The sequence below is a fragment of the Rhizobium sp. CFBP 13726 genome, from assembly GCF_014841925.1.
GTDB classification, from domain to species: Bacteria; Pseudomonadota; Alphaproteobacteria; order Rhizobiales; family Rhizobiaceae; genus Neorhizobium; species Neorhizobium soli.
Window position 1 is genome coordinate 1,085,067 of record NZ_JACYUU010000002.1, and the last position, 18,328, is coordinate 1,103,394.

Annotated in this window: 18 protein-coding genes; 7 read left to right on the plus strand and 11 right to left on the minus strand. The window is 61.4% G+C overall.

Features of this window, described 5'->3' with window-relative positions:
* Positions 1 to 35 precede the first annotated feature (35 nt).
* Positions 36 to 998, plus strand: a complete 963-nt coding sequence (locus tag IFT66_RS12420) for a polysaccharide pyruvyl transferase family protein (protein WP_192077762.1) — start codon at positions 36 to 38, stop codon at positions 996 to 998.
* Here IFT66_RS12420 and IFT66_RS12425 read toward each other — a convergent pair.
* Together IFT66_RS12425 and IFT66_RS23740 are read right to left on the minus strand one after the other, a co-directional pair.
* On the minus strand, positions 989 to 2,020 hold the full coding sequence (locus IFT66_RS12425) for a glycosyltransferase family 2 protein (RefSeq protein ID WP_192077763.1): 1,032 nt from the start codon (positions 2,018 to 2,020) through the stop codon (positions 989 to 991). The two genes, IFT66_RS12420 and IFT66_RS12425, sit on opposite strands and share 10 nt — an antisense overlap.
* A gap of 102 nt (positions 2,021 to 2,122) precedes the next feature.
* A complete protein-coding gene (locus IFT66_RS23740) occupies positions 2,123 to 2,404 on the minus strand; it encodes an exopolysaccharide production repressor protein (protein ID WP_192077977.1) in 282 nt (93 codons plus the stop codon).
* 742 nt (positions 2,405 to 3,146) lie between these two features.
* On the opposite strand from IFT66_RS23740, the gene IFT66_RS12435 reads away from it, so the two are divergent.
* The 4 genes from IFT66_RS12435 (at position 3,147) to IFT66_RS12450 (ending at position 7,730) form a co-directional block, all read left to right on the plus strand.
* Complete coding sequence (locus IFT66_RS12435; protein WP_192077764.1) at positions 3,147 to 3,827, plus strand: sugar transferase; 681 nt, start codon at positions 3,147 to 3,149, stop codon at positions 3,825 to 3,827.
* A 151-nt stretch (positions 3,828 to 3,978) separates the two neighbouring features.
* Entirely contained in the window at positions 3,979 to 5,346 is a 1,368-nt protein-coding gene (locus IFT66_RS12440; protein ID WP_082471974.1) for a polysaccharide biosynthesis/export family protein, read from the plus strand.
* Positions 5,347 to 5,356: 10 nt separating this feature from the next.
* On the plus strand, positions 5,357 to 6,670 hold the full coding sequence (locus tag IFT66_RS12445) for an O-antigen ligase family protein (RefSeq protein ID WP_174197073.1): 1,314 nt from the start codon (positions 5,357 to 5,359) through the stop codon (positions 6,668 to 6,670).
* A gap of 34 nt (positions 6,671 to 6,704) precedes the next feature.
* Entirely contained in the window at positions 6,705 to 7,730 is a 1,026-nt protein-coding gene (locus IFT66_RS12450; protein WP_192077765.1) for an acyltransferase family protein, read from the plus strand.
* Between the two features lie 33 nt (positions 7,731 to 7,763).
* Here IFT66_RS12450 and IFT66_RS12455 read toward each other — a convergent pair whose 3' ends face one another.
* The 3 genes from IFT66_RS12455 to IFT66_RS12465 all read right to left on the minus strand — a co-directional run bounded on the left by IFT66_RS12455 (position 7,764) and on the right by IFT66_RS12465 (position 10,804).
* Complete coding sequence (locus tag IFT66_RS12455; protein ID WP_092659468.1) at positions 7,764 to 7,919, minus strand: hypothetical protein; 156 nt, start codon at positions 7,917 to 7,919, stop codon at positions 7,764 to 7,766.
* 41 nt (positions 7,920 to 7,960) lie between these two features.
* Positions 7,961 to 8,656: a superoxide dismutase gene (locus IFT66_RS12460; RefSeq protein ID WP_062581865.1), complete on the minus strand. Its 696-nt coding sequence runs from the start codon at positions 8,654 to 8,656 to the stop codon at positions 7,961 to 7,963.
* 102 nt (positions 8,657 to 8,758) lie between these two features.
* The gene (locus IFT66_RS12465; RefSeq protein WP_192077766.1) at positions 8,759 to 10,804 is read right to left on the minus strand and encodes an NAD(+) synthase; all 2,046 of its coding nucleotides are present in this window, start codon (positions 10,802 to 10,804) and stop codon (positions 8,759 to 8,761) included.
* Between the two features lie 275 nt (positions 10,805 to 11,079).
* Between IFT66_RS12465 and IFT66_RS12470 the strand changes: the two genes are divergently transcribed.
* Positions 11,080 to 11,298: a hypothetical protein gene (locus tag IFT66_RS12470; protein WP_062461605.1), complete on the plus strand. Its 219-nt coding sequence runs from the start codon at positions 11,080 to 11,082 to the stop codon at positions 11,296 to 11,298.
* 24 nt (positions 11,299 to 11,322) lie between these two features.
* On the plus strand, positions 11,323 to 11,973 hold the full coding sequence (locus IFT66_RS12475) for a hypothetical protein (protein ID WP_192077767.1): 651 nt from the start codon (positions 11,323 to 11,325) through the stop codon (positions 11,971 to 11,973).
* 5 nt (positions 11,974 to 11,978) lie between these two features.
* Here IFT66_RS12475 and minE read toward each other — a convergent pair whose 3' ends face one another.
* From minE to IFT66_RS12505, 6 genes are all read right to left on the minus strand, one after another.
* Complete coding sequence (gene minE / locus IFT66_RS12480) at positions 11,979 to 12,242, minus strand: cell division topological specificity factor MinE (protein WP_062461607.1); 264 nt, start codon at positions 12,240 to 12,242, stop codon at positions 11,979 to 11,981.
* Positions 12,239 to 13,054, minus strand: a complete 816-nt coding sequence (gene minD, locus IFT66_RS12485) for a septum site-determining protein MinD (protein ID WP_062461610.1) — start codon at positions 13,052 to 13,054, stop codon at positions 12,239 to 12,241. The genes minE and minD overlap by 4 nt, the downstream gene beginning before the upstream one ends.
* A gap of 53 nt (positions 13,055 to 13,107) precedes the next feature.
* Positions 13,108 to 13,911, minus strand: a complete 804-nt coding sequence (gene minC, locus IFT66_RS12490; RefSeq protein ID WP_062461613.1) for a septum site-determining protein MinC — start codon at positions 13,909 to 13,911, stop codon at positions 13,108 to 13,110.
* Positions 13,912 to 14,002: 91 nt separating this feature from the next.
* The gene (locus IFT66_RS12495; protein WP_192077768.1) at positions 14,003 to 15,655 is read right to left on the minus strand and encodes a urocanate hydratase; all 1,653 of its coding nucleotides are present in this window, start codon (positions 15,653 to 15,655) and stop codon (positions 14,003 to 14,005) included.
* Between the two features lie 330 nt (positions 15,656 to 15,985).
* Complete coding sequence (locus IFT66_RS12500; protein ID WP_192077769.1) at positions 15,986 to 17,074, minus strand: DUF917 domain-containing protein; 1,089 nt, start codon at positions 17,072 to 17,074, stop codon at positions 15,986 to 15,988.
* Positions 17,075 to 17,086: 12 nt separating this feature from the next.
* The gene (locus IFT66_RS12505) at positions 17,087 to 18,325 is read right to left on the minus strand and encodes a Zn-dependent hydrolase (protein WP_192077770.1); all 1,239 of its coding nucleotides are present in this window, start codon (positions 18,323 to 18,325) and stop codon (positions 17,087 to 17,089) included.
* Positions 18,326 to 18,328: the final 3 nt, after the last annotated feature.

Here is an 18,328-nt window from a genome sequence, read left to right on the forward strand (position 1 = left end):
CTTTACAAAGACTTCACTCCCATCAGGAGGCTTGCATGCAACCTTATTACTGGGCATCCCACCACGGCAATTTCGGCGACGACCTCAATCTGTGGCTCTGGGATTATCTTCTTCCGGGCTTTCGCGACGTCCACGCCGATACGATGCTGGTCGGCGTCGGTACCGTTCTCAACCCCGTCCTGCTTCCGCCCGGGCAGAAGAAACTGGTGATCGGCAGCGGCTATGGCTATGGCGAGGCACCCGATATCAATGATCCCGAATGGGACGTGCGCTGCGTGCGCGGACCATTGACGGCGGCGAAGCTCGGTCTTCCCCTCGACAGAGGGATCACTGACCCCGCGGCCCTCATCCCGGACATGCCGGAATTCCAGAACCTGCCAAAGATCCACAAGAAGACCTTCGTTCCCCATTGGGAATCGGCGGAATTCGGTATGTGGCAATCGGTCTGCGAGCCCGCCGGACTGACTTGGCTCGACCCGCGCGGCGAGGCGAAATCGGTCATCCGGGCGATTGCCCAGTCCGAGATGATCGTTGCCGAATCCATGCATGGCGCGATCCTGGCCGATGCATTCCGGGTGCCCTGGATTGCGGTCAGCACATCCAGATCCATCAACAATTTCAAGTGGAACGACTGGGCGCAGTCCGTCGGTGCGACCTATAACCCGCACTTCGTGCCGGTTTCAACGCGCGCCGAGGCGGTCGCCAAGAAAACCAAGTTCTGGGGAATGAGCTTCGACGGCGGCGGCGGCCAGCAGCAGCCGGCCCATCACGAACCTACAAGCGCGGATGCGTCGGTGATGACGCGGACGTCTGCGCCGACAGCTCCTGCTCAGTCAGGCCTTCGCGGCATGGCGAAGCAGGTCCTTGCGGCACCGTCGATCCTGGCGCTCTGGCAGGCCAGCCGGACCGAGCCACAGCTCAGCCCGGATGGGATGCTCCAAGACAAGAAGCAGCGTTTTCGCGCTGTTCTGGACGAGATCCGCCGCGACTACTTCTGAACGGCGGCAGGGTCCGCTGCGGCCGGAACCCCGGCAAGCAGATAGCGCATAGCATGCGGCGTGGCGACCGGAACCGGTCCGCCACGTCTTGCCTCCATCTTGTCCAGCAGGATCGCCTGCGCGACATAGGGCAGGAACTGCGGCCGGCCGAACATGTAGCTAGCGGCTGCGACAATCCCCGAATTAGACTTGGTATCAAGGAAGGCGCGATGCTCGTAGCGTTCCCGGATGTGGTCGCGGTGACGGGTAATTACCGCCCTTGCCTGCGTCGGCAGAAGCGGATCCGACAGGATCGCCTCATCCGCTTCGAATAGCGTTTTCAGATCATGGGTCCGGTGGCGGCTGCTGAGCGAATCGGCCCTGACGACGGCGCCGTAGCCGCAATGCTCGATCACCTTGTAGCGCGCACCCTTGGCCAGAGCCCGCAGATAGAGATCGTAATCCTCGCCAAGCCTCAGGCCCTCGTCGTACCGAAGACGATGGGCATCGAGGAACGAGCGACGAATGATCGGCTTCAGAAACCCTGTCTCGCCGCGCGGCTTTCCGCGCTCGGAAATATTGCCCTCGACGAATTCGATGAGCGAGATCGTCCGCGCCCTCGATTCGAACTTTTGGGGCGGCACTGCGGCGGCAGGATCGGAGATGAAGGCGATGTTGTCGGCCAGCATGTCCCAGTCGCCGAGCGCCAGCATTGGCTCGAACCGTCCGGGAAAGAAGAAATCGTCCGCATCGAGAATGGCGATCAGCGGCGCACTGGAAGCGGCGATCGCCCGGTTTCTCGCAGCAGACGGGCCCTGGTTCTTCTCCAGCGAGATGATCTGCAGCCGCCCGCTGCCATCATCCACACTGCGGGCAGCGCCGGCCGTGTCGTCGCTCGAGCCGTCATCGACCACGACGACTTCGCTGACAAGCGCTTCCTGCAACGCGGACCGGACGGCGGTGGCGATCGTGTCTGCTGCGTTCTTGGCTGCGATGACGACGCAAATCGTCTGAACATCGGGGTGGGCCGTTGCGCTCTCCATGAGACTGTCTCCATCGTTCGTCGTGCGAGGACCTGAACGCAGGAAGATGGCCTCCATATGGAAGCACTGCAACAAAAACCGAAATGGGACTGAGAGCGCCGGCTAGATATCCCGGGCAGGCAGGTGTGACGTCACGTCGGACGGAAGGTTGGAAACCTCTCTGGAGCGCGCAGCGACGGCGGTATCTGTCCGACCCCTGCTACCCGCAAGCTTCTCGCGGTGAACGAGGTAAACGATGCCAACGAAATAACCCATCTGGATAATAACCGCGCAGAGGAGCGTGTGTATAAATGCTGTGTAGACGGACCCGCTGATGAAAAAGGACGCGAGCGCGAAAACGACCAGGACGCAAAGGATACTTATAAATACGCGCGGCGCATACATGATCGCCCTCCCGAGCAGCTTATAGTTCTTGGCTTCTAGACGCAGGCTCCTCCCTGCACCGTCACGATAGGACCGGCAGTAGTCGGATGCAAGCAATACAGCATCTGCTATGCCGAGTATTAATGAAACTTTCGTAAGGTTTGCCGGTTCCCTGCCCCGCCTTGGCAGTTCCTTGCGAATAGCGTGAATGGTTTCTTACCTTGGTACCACAGCCCCCAATCGCATTTCCGCCACAATTTGGACGTGAAGCTCGCCGTCTGGAACATTCCGCTGCTGGATGTCGCGGAGTCGGGGTCACCGGCGTTCAACTTTTGTTACAAAGGTAACGAGGCCCGACCAAGCCATATTGCGCTGCATCATTGTATTGCGGTGCGAAATGCGTAGGCCTTTGGTCTGATACGCAAGCTACTTCCTGGCCCTGCTCAAAGAAGCAATCACAGGTTTAGCTCTGGACTGGCCCTGCGCAGAAGCCCCCCAATACGCTAATGGCACGGGTATTATTCTAACTCCGGGTATAGTTGCCAGAAAAGAACAGTAGACCTGGGGTGGCTATTCAATCGATTGTAAAAAAATCGGAGTGCTGATCGGATTTCGGCGCACATCGACCCGCATCGGGACAGCGCTCCCGGAAAAAATTGGCTGGCATCAAATTCCGAACACAGACTTATTATCAAATTGTCGACGAAAAGACCCGCCGAAAGGCATCACCGACTATCGCAAAACCTAAATGGAGTTACCCTCTATGAAGTCAGCGACACGTTCGGCTAGTTCGCCGTTTGTAGACTCCGACCAGGCCTTCGGTACCCTCCCGATCGGTGGCCTCGCTAAACGCAGCTTCGATATGACCGCAGCTGCCTGCGCGCTGATCCTGTTCAGCCCGCTATTTCTGATGCTCATGGCCCTGGTGAAACTCACCGATAAGGGCCCGGCCTTTTATGGCCATAGCCGCATTGGCCATAACGGACGCATTTTCAAATGCCTCAAGTTCCGGACCATGGCGACCGACGGCGACGAATTGCTGCGCAACTATCTGCGTGACAATCCGCATGCCGCGGAAGAATGGCGTCTGACGCGCAAGCTGAAAGACGACCCACGCGTGACGTCTGTAGGCAAAGTCCTGCGCAAGCTCTCTCTCGACGAGCTGCCGCAGTTGCTCAACATCGTGCGTGGCGAAATGAGCGTGGTTGGACCGCGTCCGGTCGTGGACGAGGAACTGAAAGTCTATGACGCGTTTGCCGTCTATTACCTTCGCACCCGTCCTGGCCTCACAGGCCTGTGGCAGATCAGCGGTCGCAACGATGTGTCCTACGAGACGCGCATCGCTTTCGACACGCAATACGTCCAGAACTGGTCGCTGGTTCGCGACATCGCCATCATTGCAAAGACCATCCCTGCCGTCTGCTTTGCCCGCGGCAGCTATTGATCTGAGTTTCTTTTGATAGCCTGAGAAATCCTGGTCGGTCACCGGCCGCAAGAAAAACCAAGAACAAGTCACCAGACGAACTCAACAGTCGAAACAAGCGCGAGCCGACCTCCCACGGATTTGCGTTTGAATGCGATTGAAGGACCCGTAGATGTTGAAGAACGATCATTCGAAAAGCGGTTCGCCGGCGCTCCTTTTTGCAGCCGGCGCCCTGCTGCTGAGTTCAGTCGCGCCAGTCCTGGCGCAGGACAAAGCCCCGAAGACCACACAACAGACCTCCACTGAGGCCGAAACCGCAACACCTGGCAAGGCTGCGGCACCCAAGACCCCTGCAGCGGTTGCCGCAAGCGGTCCCGCCAGCGGCGGCTATAAGCTCGGCGTCATGGACAAGCTGCGCATCCGCGTGGCCGAATGGCAGCCGGCCGATGGCACGGTGCGCGACTGGGACGTGGTCGGCGGCGAATACACGGTAGGCCCGTCCGGCGCGCTGTCGCTTCCGTTTATCGGCGATCTCGACGCAGCCGGAAAGACGACCGCCGAAGTTGCCGGTCTGATCGGCCAGCAGCTGCGCGACAAGTTTGCGCTTCGAAACCTGCCCTCTGCCTCGGTTGAAATCAGCCAGTACCGGCCGGTCTATCTCGCAGGCGACGTCACGACCCCGGGAGAGTTTCCCTACTCCCCGAACCTGACGGTGCTGAAGGCGGTAAGCCTTGCTGGCGGCTTGCGCCGTTCCGACGCGGGTCAGCGCTTTGCCAAGGACTTCATCAACGCGCAGGGCGACGTTGCCGTCTACGACAACCAGCGCGGCCGCCTGATTGCCCGCCGGGCACGGCTTGTGGCCGAGGTTTCCGGATCGCGCGATCTGCCGATCCCGGCGGAGCTGAAAGACGTGCCGAATGCCGCGCAGCTGATTGCCAGCGAGACATCGCTGATGAAATCGCGCCGCGACCGCTATGAGCTGCAGCTGCAGGCCCTCAACGAGCTGCGCAGCCTTCTCGAAAGCGAAGTGAAGTCGCTCGCGCAAAAGACAGAGACGCAACAGCGCCAGCTCGATCTCGTGTCGGAAAACCGGGACAAGATGTCCCGGCTCACCGAACAGGGTCTGGCTACCAGCAGCCGCCTCCTGACCATCGAGGAGCGCACGGCCAGCATCCAGTCGACCCTGCTCGACATCGACACGTCGACCTTGAAGGCAAAGCAGGATATCAGCCAGGCGAACCAGGACGAGATCAACCTGCGCAACGACTGGGAAGCAGACCGGGCAAAGGAGCTTCAGGATACCGAAGCGGAACTTGAAAAGCTCGGCCTGCAGCTGACCACCAGCCGCCAACTGATCTCGGAGGCAGTTGCACAGTCTGCCGAGGCGCTGCGCTTCGACCCGAGCAAGACAGCCGCGACGATCAAATACACCGTCGTGCGCGACGAAGGCGACGGCCCCAAGGAAGTGGCCGTCGACGAGAATGCCCGTCTGATGCCGGGCGACGTGGTGAAGGTGACCTCCGAACTGCTGATGCAATAGGGGTAACCGGATGAAGATTGCCAAGTCGTCCCTGATCGACCCGGAGAAGAACGAGATCTACGGGATTGCCGCTGTCGCGCTGTCCTTTTTCGTCTTCGCCTATTCGAGCAGGTTCGGGCAGATCTCGATCCTTGCCTATTACGGTGTATGGTTCCTCCCGGTCGTGACCGACTACCGACGGGTGCTGGGCCGCTATTCCCGTTTCCTCTGGATCTTCTCCTTCGGCATCTTCTGCTTCATCTCCGCTTTCTGGTCGCCAGCCTTTGGCGTGTCGCTGCGCACGGCCATCCAGTATCTGACGCATATCGTCTGCGCATTGATTGCCATGCGGATGCTCAGCACCAAGACGCTGCTGCGCGGCGGCCTGATCGGAACCGGGATCGTGCTCGTCTATTCGATCCTGTTCGGCACCTATCTGATGGACGCGATGGACAATACGTTCAGCTTCGTCGGCGCATTTTCCTCCAAGAACCAGCTGGGTTTCTTCGCGTCGCTCGGCGTGATCTTCTCCTATGCGGCGGTGATGCTGTTTCGCATGCGCGGCATCTGGATGATCGGTGCCGGCGGCAGCGCGCTTCTGTCGGCCTATTGCCTCCTCGCCTCGCAGTCTGCGACCTCTGTCATCACCACGGCCGGTGTCGTGGCGCTCTGCATCGGCCTGCAGGGGTTCATGTTCTTTTCGCCGAAGCACCGACGCGGCTTCTTTGCGATTGCGCTCGTGTTCGGGCTTGCCGGCATCGTCGGTGCGCTGCAGTTTGGCGCGATGGATGCGATCCTCGGCGTGTTCGGCAAGGACTCGACCCTGACGGGCCGCACCTATCTGTGGCAGCAGGGCATTGCCGCCGCTGCACAGTCTCCCATCATCGGCATGGGCTACCAGGGATATTGGGTTCCAGGCGCCTCCGAGGCCGAACGCCTCTGGCAGGAATTCTTCATCACCGGCCGCAGCGGTTTCCATTTCCACAACACCTATATCGAAAGCATGGTGGAGACTGGAATCATCGGCACGGGCCTGCTTGTCTTCATCCTGATCGCCTGCCTCACCGGCCATCTGAAACGGCTGCTGACCATCTCGCGCACGCCGGAATCGCTGCTGTTTGTCGGCCTGTCGACCCTGCTTGTGATTCGGTCCTTCGTGGAGATCGACATCCTCAACCCATACCAGGTCGGGTCTTTCCTGTTCTACTTCATGGCCGGTCGTCTGACGCTGGCGGTGAGGCCGGTCAAGGCAAAGGCGGACCGCCCTCAATACGGTTTCATGCCGAATTCACCCACGGGGCCCGAGCGCGGGCAAAATGGCGAACCGGGCATTCCGGCAGGCTGACACGCCCGAACGGGCGTCGAAGGACGTGAAGACAATGCCTACTCTCTATTCGATCCAGTATCTGAGAGCCTTTGCGGCGCTGGCCGTGGTGCTGTTTCATGCCGGCGAGAAAAGCGGCCTGCACTTCACCATCGGTGCGGCGGGTGTCGACGTGTTCTTCGTCGTCAGCGGCTTTATCATGATGGCGATCAGCGACGCCCGCTCGGCAAGTCCCGGCAAGTTCTTCAAAAACCGGCTGCTGCGCATCGTGCCGATCTACTGGGCGGCGACGCTTCTGATGATTGCCGGCGCCCTTGCCGGTGCGTTTCCAAACCTCGTGCTGAGCCTGCCGCATGTGCTGGGTTCGCTGCTGTTCCTGCCCGTTGCCTCGCCCAGCACGGGCGCACTGTGGCCTGTCCTCGTGCAGGGCTGGACGCTGAACTACGAGATCTTCTTCTACGCCGTGTTTGCGCTCACCCTGTTTGCGCGCCCATCGGCCCGGCTTCCGTTGCTGGCGCTGGTGTTCGGAACGCTTGTCGCAATCGGCCTCGTCATGCCGCCCGAAAATCCGTCGGTTGGCTTCTACACGGCCCCGGTCATTCTGGAATTCGTGGCAGGTGCAGCACTTGCGAAACTCTGGCAGCGCGGCGCGGTCCCGCCGGCCACGATCGGGCTGGCGCTGATCTGCCTGTCGATCGCCGGGTTCGCGGCGATCCAGATTTTCAAGCTTGAATTCGATGCGTGGTCCTGTGGACCGCTTGCGATCATGCTGGTGACCGGCGCGCTCAGCCTTGAAAGGAGCTGCTCGGTCCCAAAGATCCCTGCCCTCGCCTATCTCGGCGATGCGTCATACTCAATCTACATCTGGCATACGTTTGCGGTCTCGGTCGCCGTGAAGATCCTGTCGTCTGCATCCCTGCCGCCTGTCGCGGCAACCACGATCGCCGTGGTCGCCGGCACGCTGGTCGGCGTCCTCGCCTATGAGGCGCTGGAGCGGCCGATGCAGGCACTGGTGAGGGGAAAGCGGACGGGCCTGTGGCGCCTTCCGGCGAAGCAGACAGAAAGACAGCCGGTCCCTTGACCGGCCGTCCGTTCTTCGTGGTGAGCCGCTAACTCAGGCGTATTGCGGCGGATCGTCGTTTTCATCCGGGTTCGGCACCGGATCTTCATCCGGCAACCTGTCGGGCTCCGGCTCACCGATCGGAGGGACCGGCGGAGCGGGTGTTGGCGGGATTGGGCCGGGTACGGGTTCAAATGGATCCTGGGCCATGGGCACTCCTCTCTCTGTTGACTAAAGGGAACATCGCAGCCTCAGGCGGCCATGCGTTCCTCGACCGAACGCCAGTTCACGAGCTTGTCGAGGACGGCGCGGATATGCTCCGGCTTTCGGTTCTCGTAATCGACGTAATAGGCATGTTCCCATATATCGATGCCGAGATAGGCGGGACGTCCGACAGCAATCGGGTTCTTGCCGTCCTCATAGCCGATCAGTGCCAGCTTGCCAGCGTCATCACGAGTGAGCCACACCCAGCCTGTGCCGAAGACCGTATCCGAGATATCGACGGCGCGCTTGATAAAGCCATCATAGTCGCCGAACGTCTCGTTGATCGTCGTCGCAACCTCGCCCTGCGGCCGGTTCGGGCCACCGGGTACGAACTGATCCCAGTAGGCCACATGGTTCCAGGCCTGGGCGGCATTGTTGAAGATCTTCTTGTCCGCATCGGCATCGGACTTGGCTGATTCCACAACGATCGCCTCAAGATCCATGTCGGCATACTTGGTGCCGGTCGACAGCGTGTTCAGCTTGTCGAAATAGGCCTTGTGATGCTTGCCGTAATGCAGGCCCACGGTCTTTGCGGAAATGACGGGTGCCAGATCGCCCTCGCCGAATGGCAGCTTCGGCTGTGCAAACGGCGCGGCGGCCCGTGCAATATTGGGAATTGGAAACACCGCAGCGGCCGCTGTGAAAGCGGTTGCGGTGAGAACGGTTCGACGGTTGAGTTCCATGAATTGAGCTCCTTCCCTGTTACCTCTAGGAAGGAACAACCCCTGAAGCGTGGATCGGTTTCCCGATTCCGCCTGACAATTGCGTGTTGTGAACCGCCGAGATCATACGTCCGGCACGTTGTCCTTCAGCTCCTTGATCCAGATCCGGCCATTGCCATCCGACGGTGCCCGCCAATCGCCGCGCGGCGACAGCGATCCGCCCGACGTCACCTTCGGGCCGTTTGGCGATGCAGAGCGCTTGAACTGGCTGATGGTGAAGAAGCGGAACAGGAACGTCTCCATCCAGCGCTTGATCACGGGCAGATCGAACTGCCGCTTCTTCTCCTCCGGGAAATGCGACGGCCACGCGCCAGCGCCGGCATCCTTCCAGGCCTGCAGCGCCATATAGGCGATCTTCGACGGCTTCAGGCCGAAGCGGGTGAGATAGTAGAGCGTGAAATCATGCAGATCGTAGGGACCGATCTTGTCTTCCGTGCTCTGCATGGCCCCGTCGGCGCCCGCCGGCACCAGTTCCGGCGAGATCAGCGTATTGAGAATGCGCTGCAGCGTTGCGTTGGTTTCGTCATCGAAGCTCTCGGCCTCGATGACCCAGCGGATGAGGTGCTGGATGAGCGTCTTCGGCACCGAGGCATTGACGTTGTAGTGGCTCATCTGGTCACCGACGCCGTAGGTCGACCAGCCGAGCGCGATCTCCGACAGGTCGCCGGTGCCAAGCACAAGCGCGTTGCGCTGGTTGGCGGCACGGAACAGGAAATCGGTTCGCAGGCCCGCCTGCACGTTTTCAAACGTCACGTCATAGACCGGCTCGCCGCCGCTGAACGGATGTTTGAGATCGTGCAGGAGCTGGGTGGCGAGAGGCCTGATATCCACCTCTTCGGCCGTAATGCCCATGCCGCGCATCAGCGCCCAGGCGTTCGACTTGGTGTCGTCGCCGGTCGCAAAGCCCGGCATGGTAAAGCCGAGGATATCGGTGCGCGGCCAGCCGAGCTGATCATAGGCCTTGGCTGCAACCAGCAGCGCATGGGTCGAATCGAGGCCGCCTGAAATGCCGATGCAGAGCCGCTTGATGCCGGTCGATTTCAACCGCTTCATCAGGCCCTGGACCTGGATGTTGAAGGTCTCGTAGCAATCCTGGTCGAGCCGTTTCGGATCTGCTGGCACGAACGGATAGCGCTGGATGGCCCGCTCCAGATCAAGCGTTTCTTGCGGCCGCTCGAAGTCGAACAGGACGCGCCGGAACGTCTTGCCTGCCGTCAGATGCAGCGTTGCGGCATCGTTGAACGTGCCGGTGCGCATTCTCTCGAGACGCAGCCGCTCGACATCGATATCGGCGACGCACATCTGCGGGCCGGCCGGAAACCGCTCGGTCTCGCCCAACAGATCGCCCAGTTCGTAGATGCAGGCCTGGCCGTCCCAGGCGAGATCGGTGGTGGATTCGCCGGGGCCTGCGGCCGAATAGAGATAGGCGGCAAAGTTGCGCGCCGACTGGGTGGCGCAAAGCAGCTTGCGCATCTCCGCCTTGCCGACGGTGATGTTACTGGCCGACAGGTTGGTGAGGATCAGAGCACCGGCCATCGCGCCGAAATCGCTCGGCGGCGCTGGCAGCCAGACGTCTTCGCAGATCTCCACGTGGAAGATGAAATCGCGGATATTTTCAGCGCCAAACTGCAGATCGATCCCGAAGGGCACCGATTGTCCGGCAACCGAAATCATCATGTCGCGCACGCTCCGGCCGGATGCGAACCAGCGCTTCTCGTAGAATTCGCGGTAATTCGGGATATGGGTCTTCGGCACCACACCGAGAATGCGGCCTGCATGGATGACGACGGCGCAGTTGAACAGACGTCCTTCGTGACGCAGCGGTGCGCCGACAAGAAGCACGGGAAGCAGCGCCTTGCTTTCCTCGACGATCGTAGCAAGCGCGCTTTCGACCGCATCGAGTAGAACGTCCTGGCCGAGCAGATCGTCGATCGAATAGCCGGAAATGCCAAGCTCCGGAAACACCATCAGCGCAACGCTGCGCGCGTGACCTTCACGGGCGAGGTCGAGCGTCGCACGCGCGTTGAAGTCCGGGTCGCCGAGTTCGCAGACGGGCGTGCAGGCGGCCGCGCGAATGAAGCCGTGGCTATAGGGCGAATGGAAATTCATCTGGCACTCCGAAGGCATGGTCATTGGCCGCGATCGTGACGTCTCGCATTTGCGACTGCCCGAGACGCCTACCTAAATCATTGGCCTGTATAGCACCTCTGTAAACACGCGCCAGCATAGCGACATCAGAATCGGGTGACGTTGGAAATGGCGACGGCGATTGGCAAAATCGAATTTCCGTGACAGCTTGTCCGAACGTGTGACCGCACACGGTTTTTCCCGCATGCAATTTTTCAAGAAAGCCAGATTCAAACGTCATATTTTGGAGCGTTGTCATGTCCGTACTGGATGATCTTCTTCGCCAGAAAGCTGAGATCGAGGCACGCATTCTCGATGCCCGGGCGCAGGAAATCGATCGCCTCAAGCTGGAATTTGCCTTCCTCGCGCTCAAGCTGCGGGAGCTGAACGGTCTGCCGAAGCCGCTTGTGGACCTGTTCACCGACAAGGGAGGAACGTTCAACTCATTCCGGGCGCTGAACGTCAAGAAGCCATAGCCGCCAGCGTCAGAGGACCCTGCGATGGACCTGGCGCAGCTTGCGAAAGACTTAGCTCTCACCGAGCGGACACGACTGAAGATACTGCGTTCGGGCTTCACCGTCAGCGGACACAAGCTCTGGACGGATGAGGAAGACCTGATCTGCCGGATCTTTCATCCCGATTACTTTGCCATAAGCCAGGTTCTGCATGCCCGGTCGAAAAAGGCCATACAGACACGCTGCCAGAGACTGGGTCTTGCACCACGCCGGCAGGCCTGGGGATGGTCGGCCCGGCAGAAATTGCGCAGGCTCTATCCCGACGCAGACCGGAAAGAGATCTGCGACGCGTTTCCGGGCGTCAGCTGGGACCGGATCCAGGCGGCGGCCCGCTATTACGGTTTTCGCCGCAGCCGGAAGCCCTACAAGCTGACAGGCATTCCGGCGCTCGATCAGCTGCGAAGCCGCTGCTACGCGATCCGGTGGATCATGCGCGATATGGATGAAGAGGCCGGCACCGGCCAGTATTTCCAGACCCGCGGATACAAGAGCCGCTACCCGGATTTCAAAGCCATCGACAAGGGCGTCCGGGCGCTCGGCGGCCATCTGGAAGTCCGCTGGGACGACGCAAAAGGCGGGCATGTCCCGCCGGACATACCCGCCTTTCAAACCAGCCTTGGGAGGCTAACTCGTTAGGTCGTTCAGGCTGCGGCCTGGGCGCTCGCATTGAGCGGGATCTCGACGTCGATCTCCAGGATAGTGCAATGTTCGTCGCGATCCATCTTTACCGTTACGCGGTCGGCGTCCAGCTGGACGTGTTTGGCGATGACGGCCAGAATTTCCTCGCGCAGCACGGCGACCAGATCGGTGCCGACAACCATGCGTTCATGAGCAAGCAGTACCTGGAGACGCTCGCGGGCCGCGGGCGCCGATTTCGGCCTGTTGAAAAGGCGGAACATGTTCATGCGGCCTTCCTTCCGAAGATCTTGCCGAAGAGACCGCGCTTTTCGCCCGGGATGGTCATTGGCAGGACCTCGCCGGCGAGACGCCGCGCGGCATCGAAATAAGCCTGGGCCGGAGCGCTCTTGGCGTCGGCCAGCGTCACCGGTGCACCGATGTTGGAGGCACGCAGCACATCCATGCTTTCCGGAATGATGCCGATCAGCGGGATCGACAGGATTTCCAGAACGTCGTCCACCTTCAGCATGTCGCCACGCTCGGCACGGTTGACGTCGTAGCGGGTCAGCAAAAGATACTTTTCCATCCGCTCGCCATTTTCGGCCTTGAGCGTCTTGGAATCGAGAAGACCGATGATGCGGTCGCTGTCGCGCACCGAAGAGACTTCCGGATTGGTGACCACGACGGCCATATCCGCATGGCGCATGGCAAGCGTTGCACCGCGCTCGATGCCGGCAGGGCTGTCGCAGATGATCCAGTCGAAGTAGCGCTTAAGATCGGCCATCACGCGCTCGACACCTTCGGATGTCAGGGCATCCTTGTCGCGTGTCTGCGAGGCGGGCAGCAGGAACAGGTTGTCGAGGCGCTTGTCGCGGATCAGGGCCTGCGGAAGCTTGGCATCACCCTGGATGACGTTGACGAGGTCGTAGACGACCCGGCGCTCGGCACCCATGACGAGGTCGAGGTTACGCAACCCGACATCGAAATCGACGACGACGACCTTTTCGCCGCGGCTGGCGAGCGCCGCGCCGAGGGCCGCGGTCGAGGTCGTCTTGCCGACCCCTCCCTTGCCCGAAGTCACAACTATGACTTTCCCCATACCAATCTCTCCTGTGTCCTGCCGGCCCGTTATCATTTGCTTTTTTTCATTTCTTAACTGAGCGTTTCTGCCATTATGATGTCGCCGTCGAGCCAGAGCTGGACCGGCTGCCCGCGAAGGCTTGCGTCCATGTCCTCGGCCATCTTGTAGATGCCGTCGATCGCGACCAGTTCGGCCTCGAGCTTGCGGCAAAAGATCCGAGCCGTTGCATTCCCCAATGATCCAGCCATGACTCGGCCGCGTATTGCGCCGTAGACATGCACCGAACCGCCGGCAATCACTTCGGCACCGGAGGCAACCGAACCGATAACGGTCACGTCACCTTCCGCGAAGATGACCGACTGACCGGAGCGAACCGGCTCGTTGATCACCAGCGACTGGATGACCGGCCGGACCTCGGCAACCTTGATCGGCTCGTTGCGGAGCTGACTGTCGGTATCCGTTTCCGGCTGCTTGGCACCTTGCTTGGTAGCAACGCCAACTTGTCCGGAGCTTTCTTGAGCCGACTTATCCTCGGACTTTTCCGGGACTTCGAAATCGGATGCAGCCTTGCCGCCCCGCATCGCCGGCGGCATGCCGGGGCCAAGCATCGACGGGCGAGCGCCTTCGATACCCATGATCCGGACATTGCGTTCGGCCAGTTGTTCGAGCAGGTCCTTCAGCTCGATCTTGTCGATCGAAACCTCGGAAATATCGAGCACGACCGGCCGGTCGAGAAAGAAGCCGGCCGAGCGGGCAGCCAGATCGTCAAGGCGCGCGAGCCAGTTGTCGAGCGGCAGATCGGGGGACAAGACGACCGCCAAAAACGAGCGGCCCTTGATACGGATTGAGCGAGCGTCTGTTAGCACTTTGGTCATCTACGTAAACAAATCGTTGACGTTAGATGTAGCGCCGGGGTGGTTAACAAAAGGTTAACGCACCCCTCCAAAGCTTTAACGAAGACCCCTTCTAGGTCAATTTCAGCCCCGCCGTTTCGGCAGCCTCGATCGCCTCGTCATAGCCGGCATCCGCATAGCGGATAATGCCGAGCGAGGTGTCGTTGGTGATCGAATGTTCAAGCCGTTCGGCGGCTTTTTCCGTGCCGTCGGCAATGATCGTGACACCGGCAGATGTCATGTAACCCGCATAGCCACCACCGCCCGAATGGATGACGACGAGATCGGCCATCGACGCGCACATCGTCATCGCGTTGATCAGCGGCCAGTCGGCGATCGCGTCCGATCCGTCCTTCATGTTCTCGGTCATGATATTGGGATGCGCCATGGCGCCTGCATCGAGATGGTCGCGCGAAAAGGCAATCGGCCCGGCAAGTTCGCCGCTTGCGACCAGCGCGTTCACGGCCAACGCGAGCTTGGTGCGTTCGCCATGCCCGAGCCAGGCGATGCGTGCTGGCAAGCCTTCGAAGGGCACGTTTTCGCGCGCCAGCCGGATCCAGTTGGTGACGATGAAATTATCCGGGAAAAGCTCGAGCACGAGATCGTCGATGCGGGCGATATCGCTTTCCTCGCCCGACAGCGCCATCCAGCGGAACGGCCCGATCGCCTTGCAGAAGAGCGGCCGCAGATAGGCTTCGGTAAAGATCGGAATGTCGAAGGCGTTGGCAACGCCGCCTTCGCGCGCCTGGGTGCGGATCAGGTTGCCGTTGTCGAACACTTCCGCACCCTTTTCCTGCAGGCTCAGCATGGCGCGGACATGATCGGCGATCGAGGCGCGGCTTGCCGCCATCAGCTGGCCCTGGCCCTCCTTGCGAAGCCGGCGGACTTCCTCAAGGCTCATCCCCTTGGGGACATAGCCATAGACGAGATCATGCGCCGAGGTCTGGTCGGAGACGATATCGGGCACGATGCCGCGTTTGACGATCTGCGGGTAGATGTCGGCGGCATTGCCGACGAGGCCGATCGAGACGGCACGTTTGTCGGCTACCGCCGCATCGATCATCGCAAGCGCCGTATCGAGATCCGGCGCGACCTCATCGAGAAACCCGATCTCACGGCGTTTGGCGACCCGCTCCGGATCGATATCGACCACCAGGATCGCAGCGCCCGCCATGCGACCGGCAAGCGGTTGCGCGCCGCCCATGCCGCCGAGGCCGGCGGTCAGGATGAAGCGACCGGCAAGCGTGCCGCCGAAGCGCTTCTCGGCAATCCGCATGAAGATCTCGTAGGTGCCCTGAATGACGCCCTGGCTGCCGATATACTGCCACGCTCCGGCCGTCAGCCCGCCCCAGCAGATCAGACCCTTTTCCTGCAGCGCGTAGAAATACTCGGCCTTCGCCCACTGCCCCACGATGTTGCAATTGGCCATGATGACGAGCGGCGCCTTGTCATGGGTCTTGAGCAACCCGACCGGCTTGCCGGACTGGATGATCAGCGTCTGATCCTCGTCCATCGTCTTCAGTGCTCTAACGATCGCCTCATGCGCCGCCCAGTTGCGCGCCGCCTTGCCGAGCGCCGCATAGACGATCAGATTGTCCGGATCCTCGCCGACTGAGAGCACGTTTTCGAGCAACCGCAACAACGCCTCCTGCCGCCAGCCCGTGGCGCGAAGCTCGGGGCCGCCGGGGATCGGGAATTTCGGATGGCGCGGATTGGGCTTGGGCATGGCGTGATCTCCTGTCTCGTGAGGATTGCCTCACCCAATGTAGTGCCGGGCCAAGAAAGACCCCCTCTGGCCTGCCGGCCATCTCCCCCACAAGGGGGGAGAAAACCAGCGGTACTCTCCCTGCCCCAATCGAGGCACGTCGCCTCTCCCTGCTCGCGGGGAGAGGGTTAGGGTGAGGGGCAGCCAGGCCCCCTCTGGCCTGCCGGCCATCTCCCCCACAAGGGGGGAGAAAACCTGCGGCACTGTCGTGTCCCCAAAAGGCTGTGACGGTGCGGCAGGTTAAGCCCCTCCCCCTTGTGGGGAGGGGTTTGGGGCGGGGACTTTTCTACCCTATCCCAGCGCATAATCCGCAATGCTAATCCCCAGCGCCGCCTCGCAGATCGGGTAGACCGATGGGTCCTTGACGCTGGAGGACAGCGGAATGAGTGTCTTCGGCACATGGAGCAGAAACACCGGCATACCGACCTGCAGCTGACCGACGCTCATCGGTTCGCCCTGCGGCGACAGCGTCGCGATGATGTCCGGGAAGGTTGCGAGCCGGTTGCCGCCGGCATCGTCCACCGCCATGTATTCGTTCATGACATGCAGCGTGATCGCCCCGTCGCCTGACCCAAGCGTGATCGTGCCGACATCGAAGGCTTCCTTCGTATAGACCACCGATTTGGCCGTTACCTCGGCCTCTGCCAGGATCGTGCCGCCGGTCGTCCTGACGATCGCGTCGATGACGGCGGATCCACCCTTGGCATCGGCCTCTATGATCGCCTCGCCAAGCGTCAAAGCAAGGCTGATGCCGCCGAGCGCTGCATTGTTGCGCACATAGGAGGCCCGCAACGGATTGCGGCACGAGGCGATGAAGCCGCCGGACATGTCGGACGCGGTGCGCAGGATCGGCGAGACCTTGGCGGTGGCGCCGCGCACGACGAGTTCAATATAGCGGTTTTCCGCCCGGTTGCCGCCGACTGCGGTCTGGATCATCTGCTGCGGCGCATTTGCCATGCCGATCGAGCCCATGTCGCCGGTCGGATGGGCGCGCACGTCGCCGACAGCATCGAGCACCTTGGTGCCGAGGATGGCCGATGGCAGCCAGCCGTTGAGCGTCGAGGATTTGCCGTTCTGGCCGATCATCAGCGCGGTAACCTTTTCGCCCAGCGCATCCTGCAGCAGCTGCACCGCCTTGACGTAGTCGATGCCCTGCATTTCCCAGGCGGTGGTCGAGGCCGGTGCGCCGATCGCGGCAGCCGTCGCCACCCAGTCGTCGTCGGAAAGTTCGTCGATGGACACGAGTTCGGGCCTGCCAACCGAGACGGCGGCATAGCCGAGCATGCGGCCGTGATCCGACCAGCCGCCGCCGCCGGCCGCATAGACCGAGCCGCCGCGCACCGCCGCCTCGACATCCTTCTCCGTCAGTATGCGACCCATCCCGGGCTCCCTTTATCGTTTGTCCAGTTCCAGCACCGCTTCAAAGAGAACGGCAGCGCCGAGCGCGATATCGTCGTTGTCGGACCATTCTTCCGCCGCGTGGCTGCGGCCATCCTTGCTGGCGATAAAGATCATCGCCGCCGGCGCCACCTTGGAGAGGAAGGCCGCATCGTGACCGGCGCCCGACACCATCGGCCGGCTGGTCGCGCCGATCCGCTGCGCACTTTCGGCAAGCACGCCGGTGACCATCTCAGACATCGGCGTCGGAGCCGCATGCGACACCCGCCGCGGCTCGGCGATCGTCACGCTGCGCTCCGAGGCCGTCTGTCCACAAAGCACGGTGACGGAAGCGACGAATTCATCCATCACCGCGTCATCGACGGCGCGCGCATCGATCAGCATGCGGACATGCGAGGGGATGACATTGGCGGCGTTCGGCTCCATCGAGAACTCGCCGACCGTGCCGGCGAAATAGCTTTTGCCCGACGCAAGCTCCCGCGCGATCTCCTCGATACCGAGCACGATGATCGATGCGGCCCCCAGCGCATCATAGCGGGCATTCATCGGCGTGGTGCCCGCGTGATCGGCGCGGCCTTCCGCCAGGATCTCGAACCGGGAGATGCCGGTAATGGCGCCGACGATGCCGATATCGACGTTTTCGCGCTCCAGCACCGTGCCCTGCTCGATATGCAATTCTAGGAAAGCCTTGATATCGTTGCGCTTGAAGATCACGTCCGGATCGCCGCCGACCTGACGGATGCCGTCTGCGAGCGTGACGCCATCGGTGCTGCGCTCCAGCCATTCCGGCGGGCGAACGCCGGTCATGCCGCGGCTGCCGATGCAGGACACGCCGAAGATCGAAACTTCCTCGGCGAGAAAATCGACGATTTCCAGATCGTGTTCGAGCGCGATGCCGGCATCCTTGAGCGAGCGCGCCACTTCGAGACCCGCGATGACCCCGGCAATGCCATCGAACCGGCCGCCGTTCGGCACTGTATCCGTATGCGAGCCGAGCATGATCTTGCCCTTGCCCTCCACCGTTCCCTTGCGGCGCCCGGTCAGGTTGCCGGCGGCATCGATCTCAGTTTCGAGCCCGGCCTCGCGAAAGATCCTCTCGACATAGGCGCGGCCTTTGAGAAACATCGGCGTGAAGGCCCGGCGCGTCCAGGGCCTGTCCGGTTCGGTGATAGCAGCCAGCGCTTCGATATCGGCAGCGATCCGGTCGGCGTTGACGGCGAGATTGGAGGTCATGCG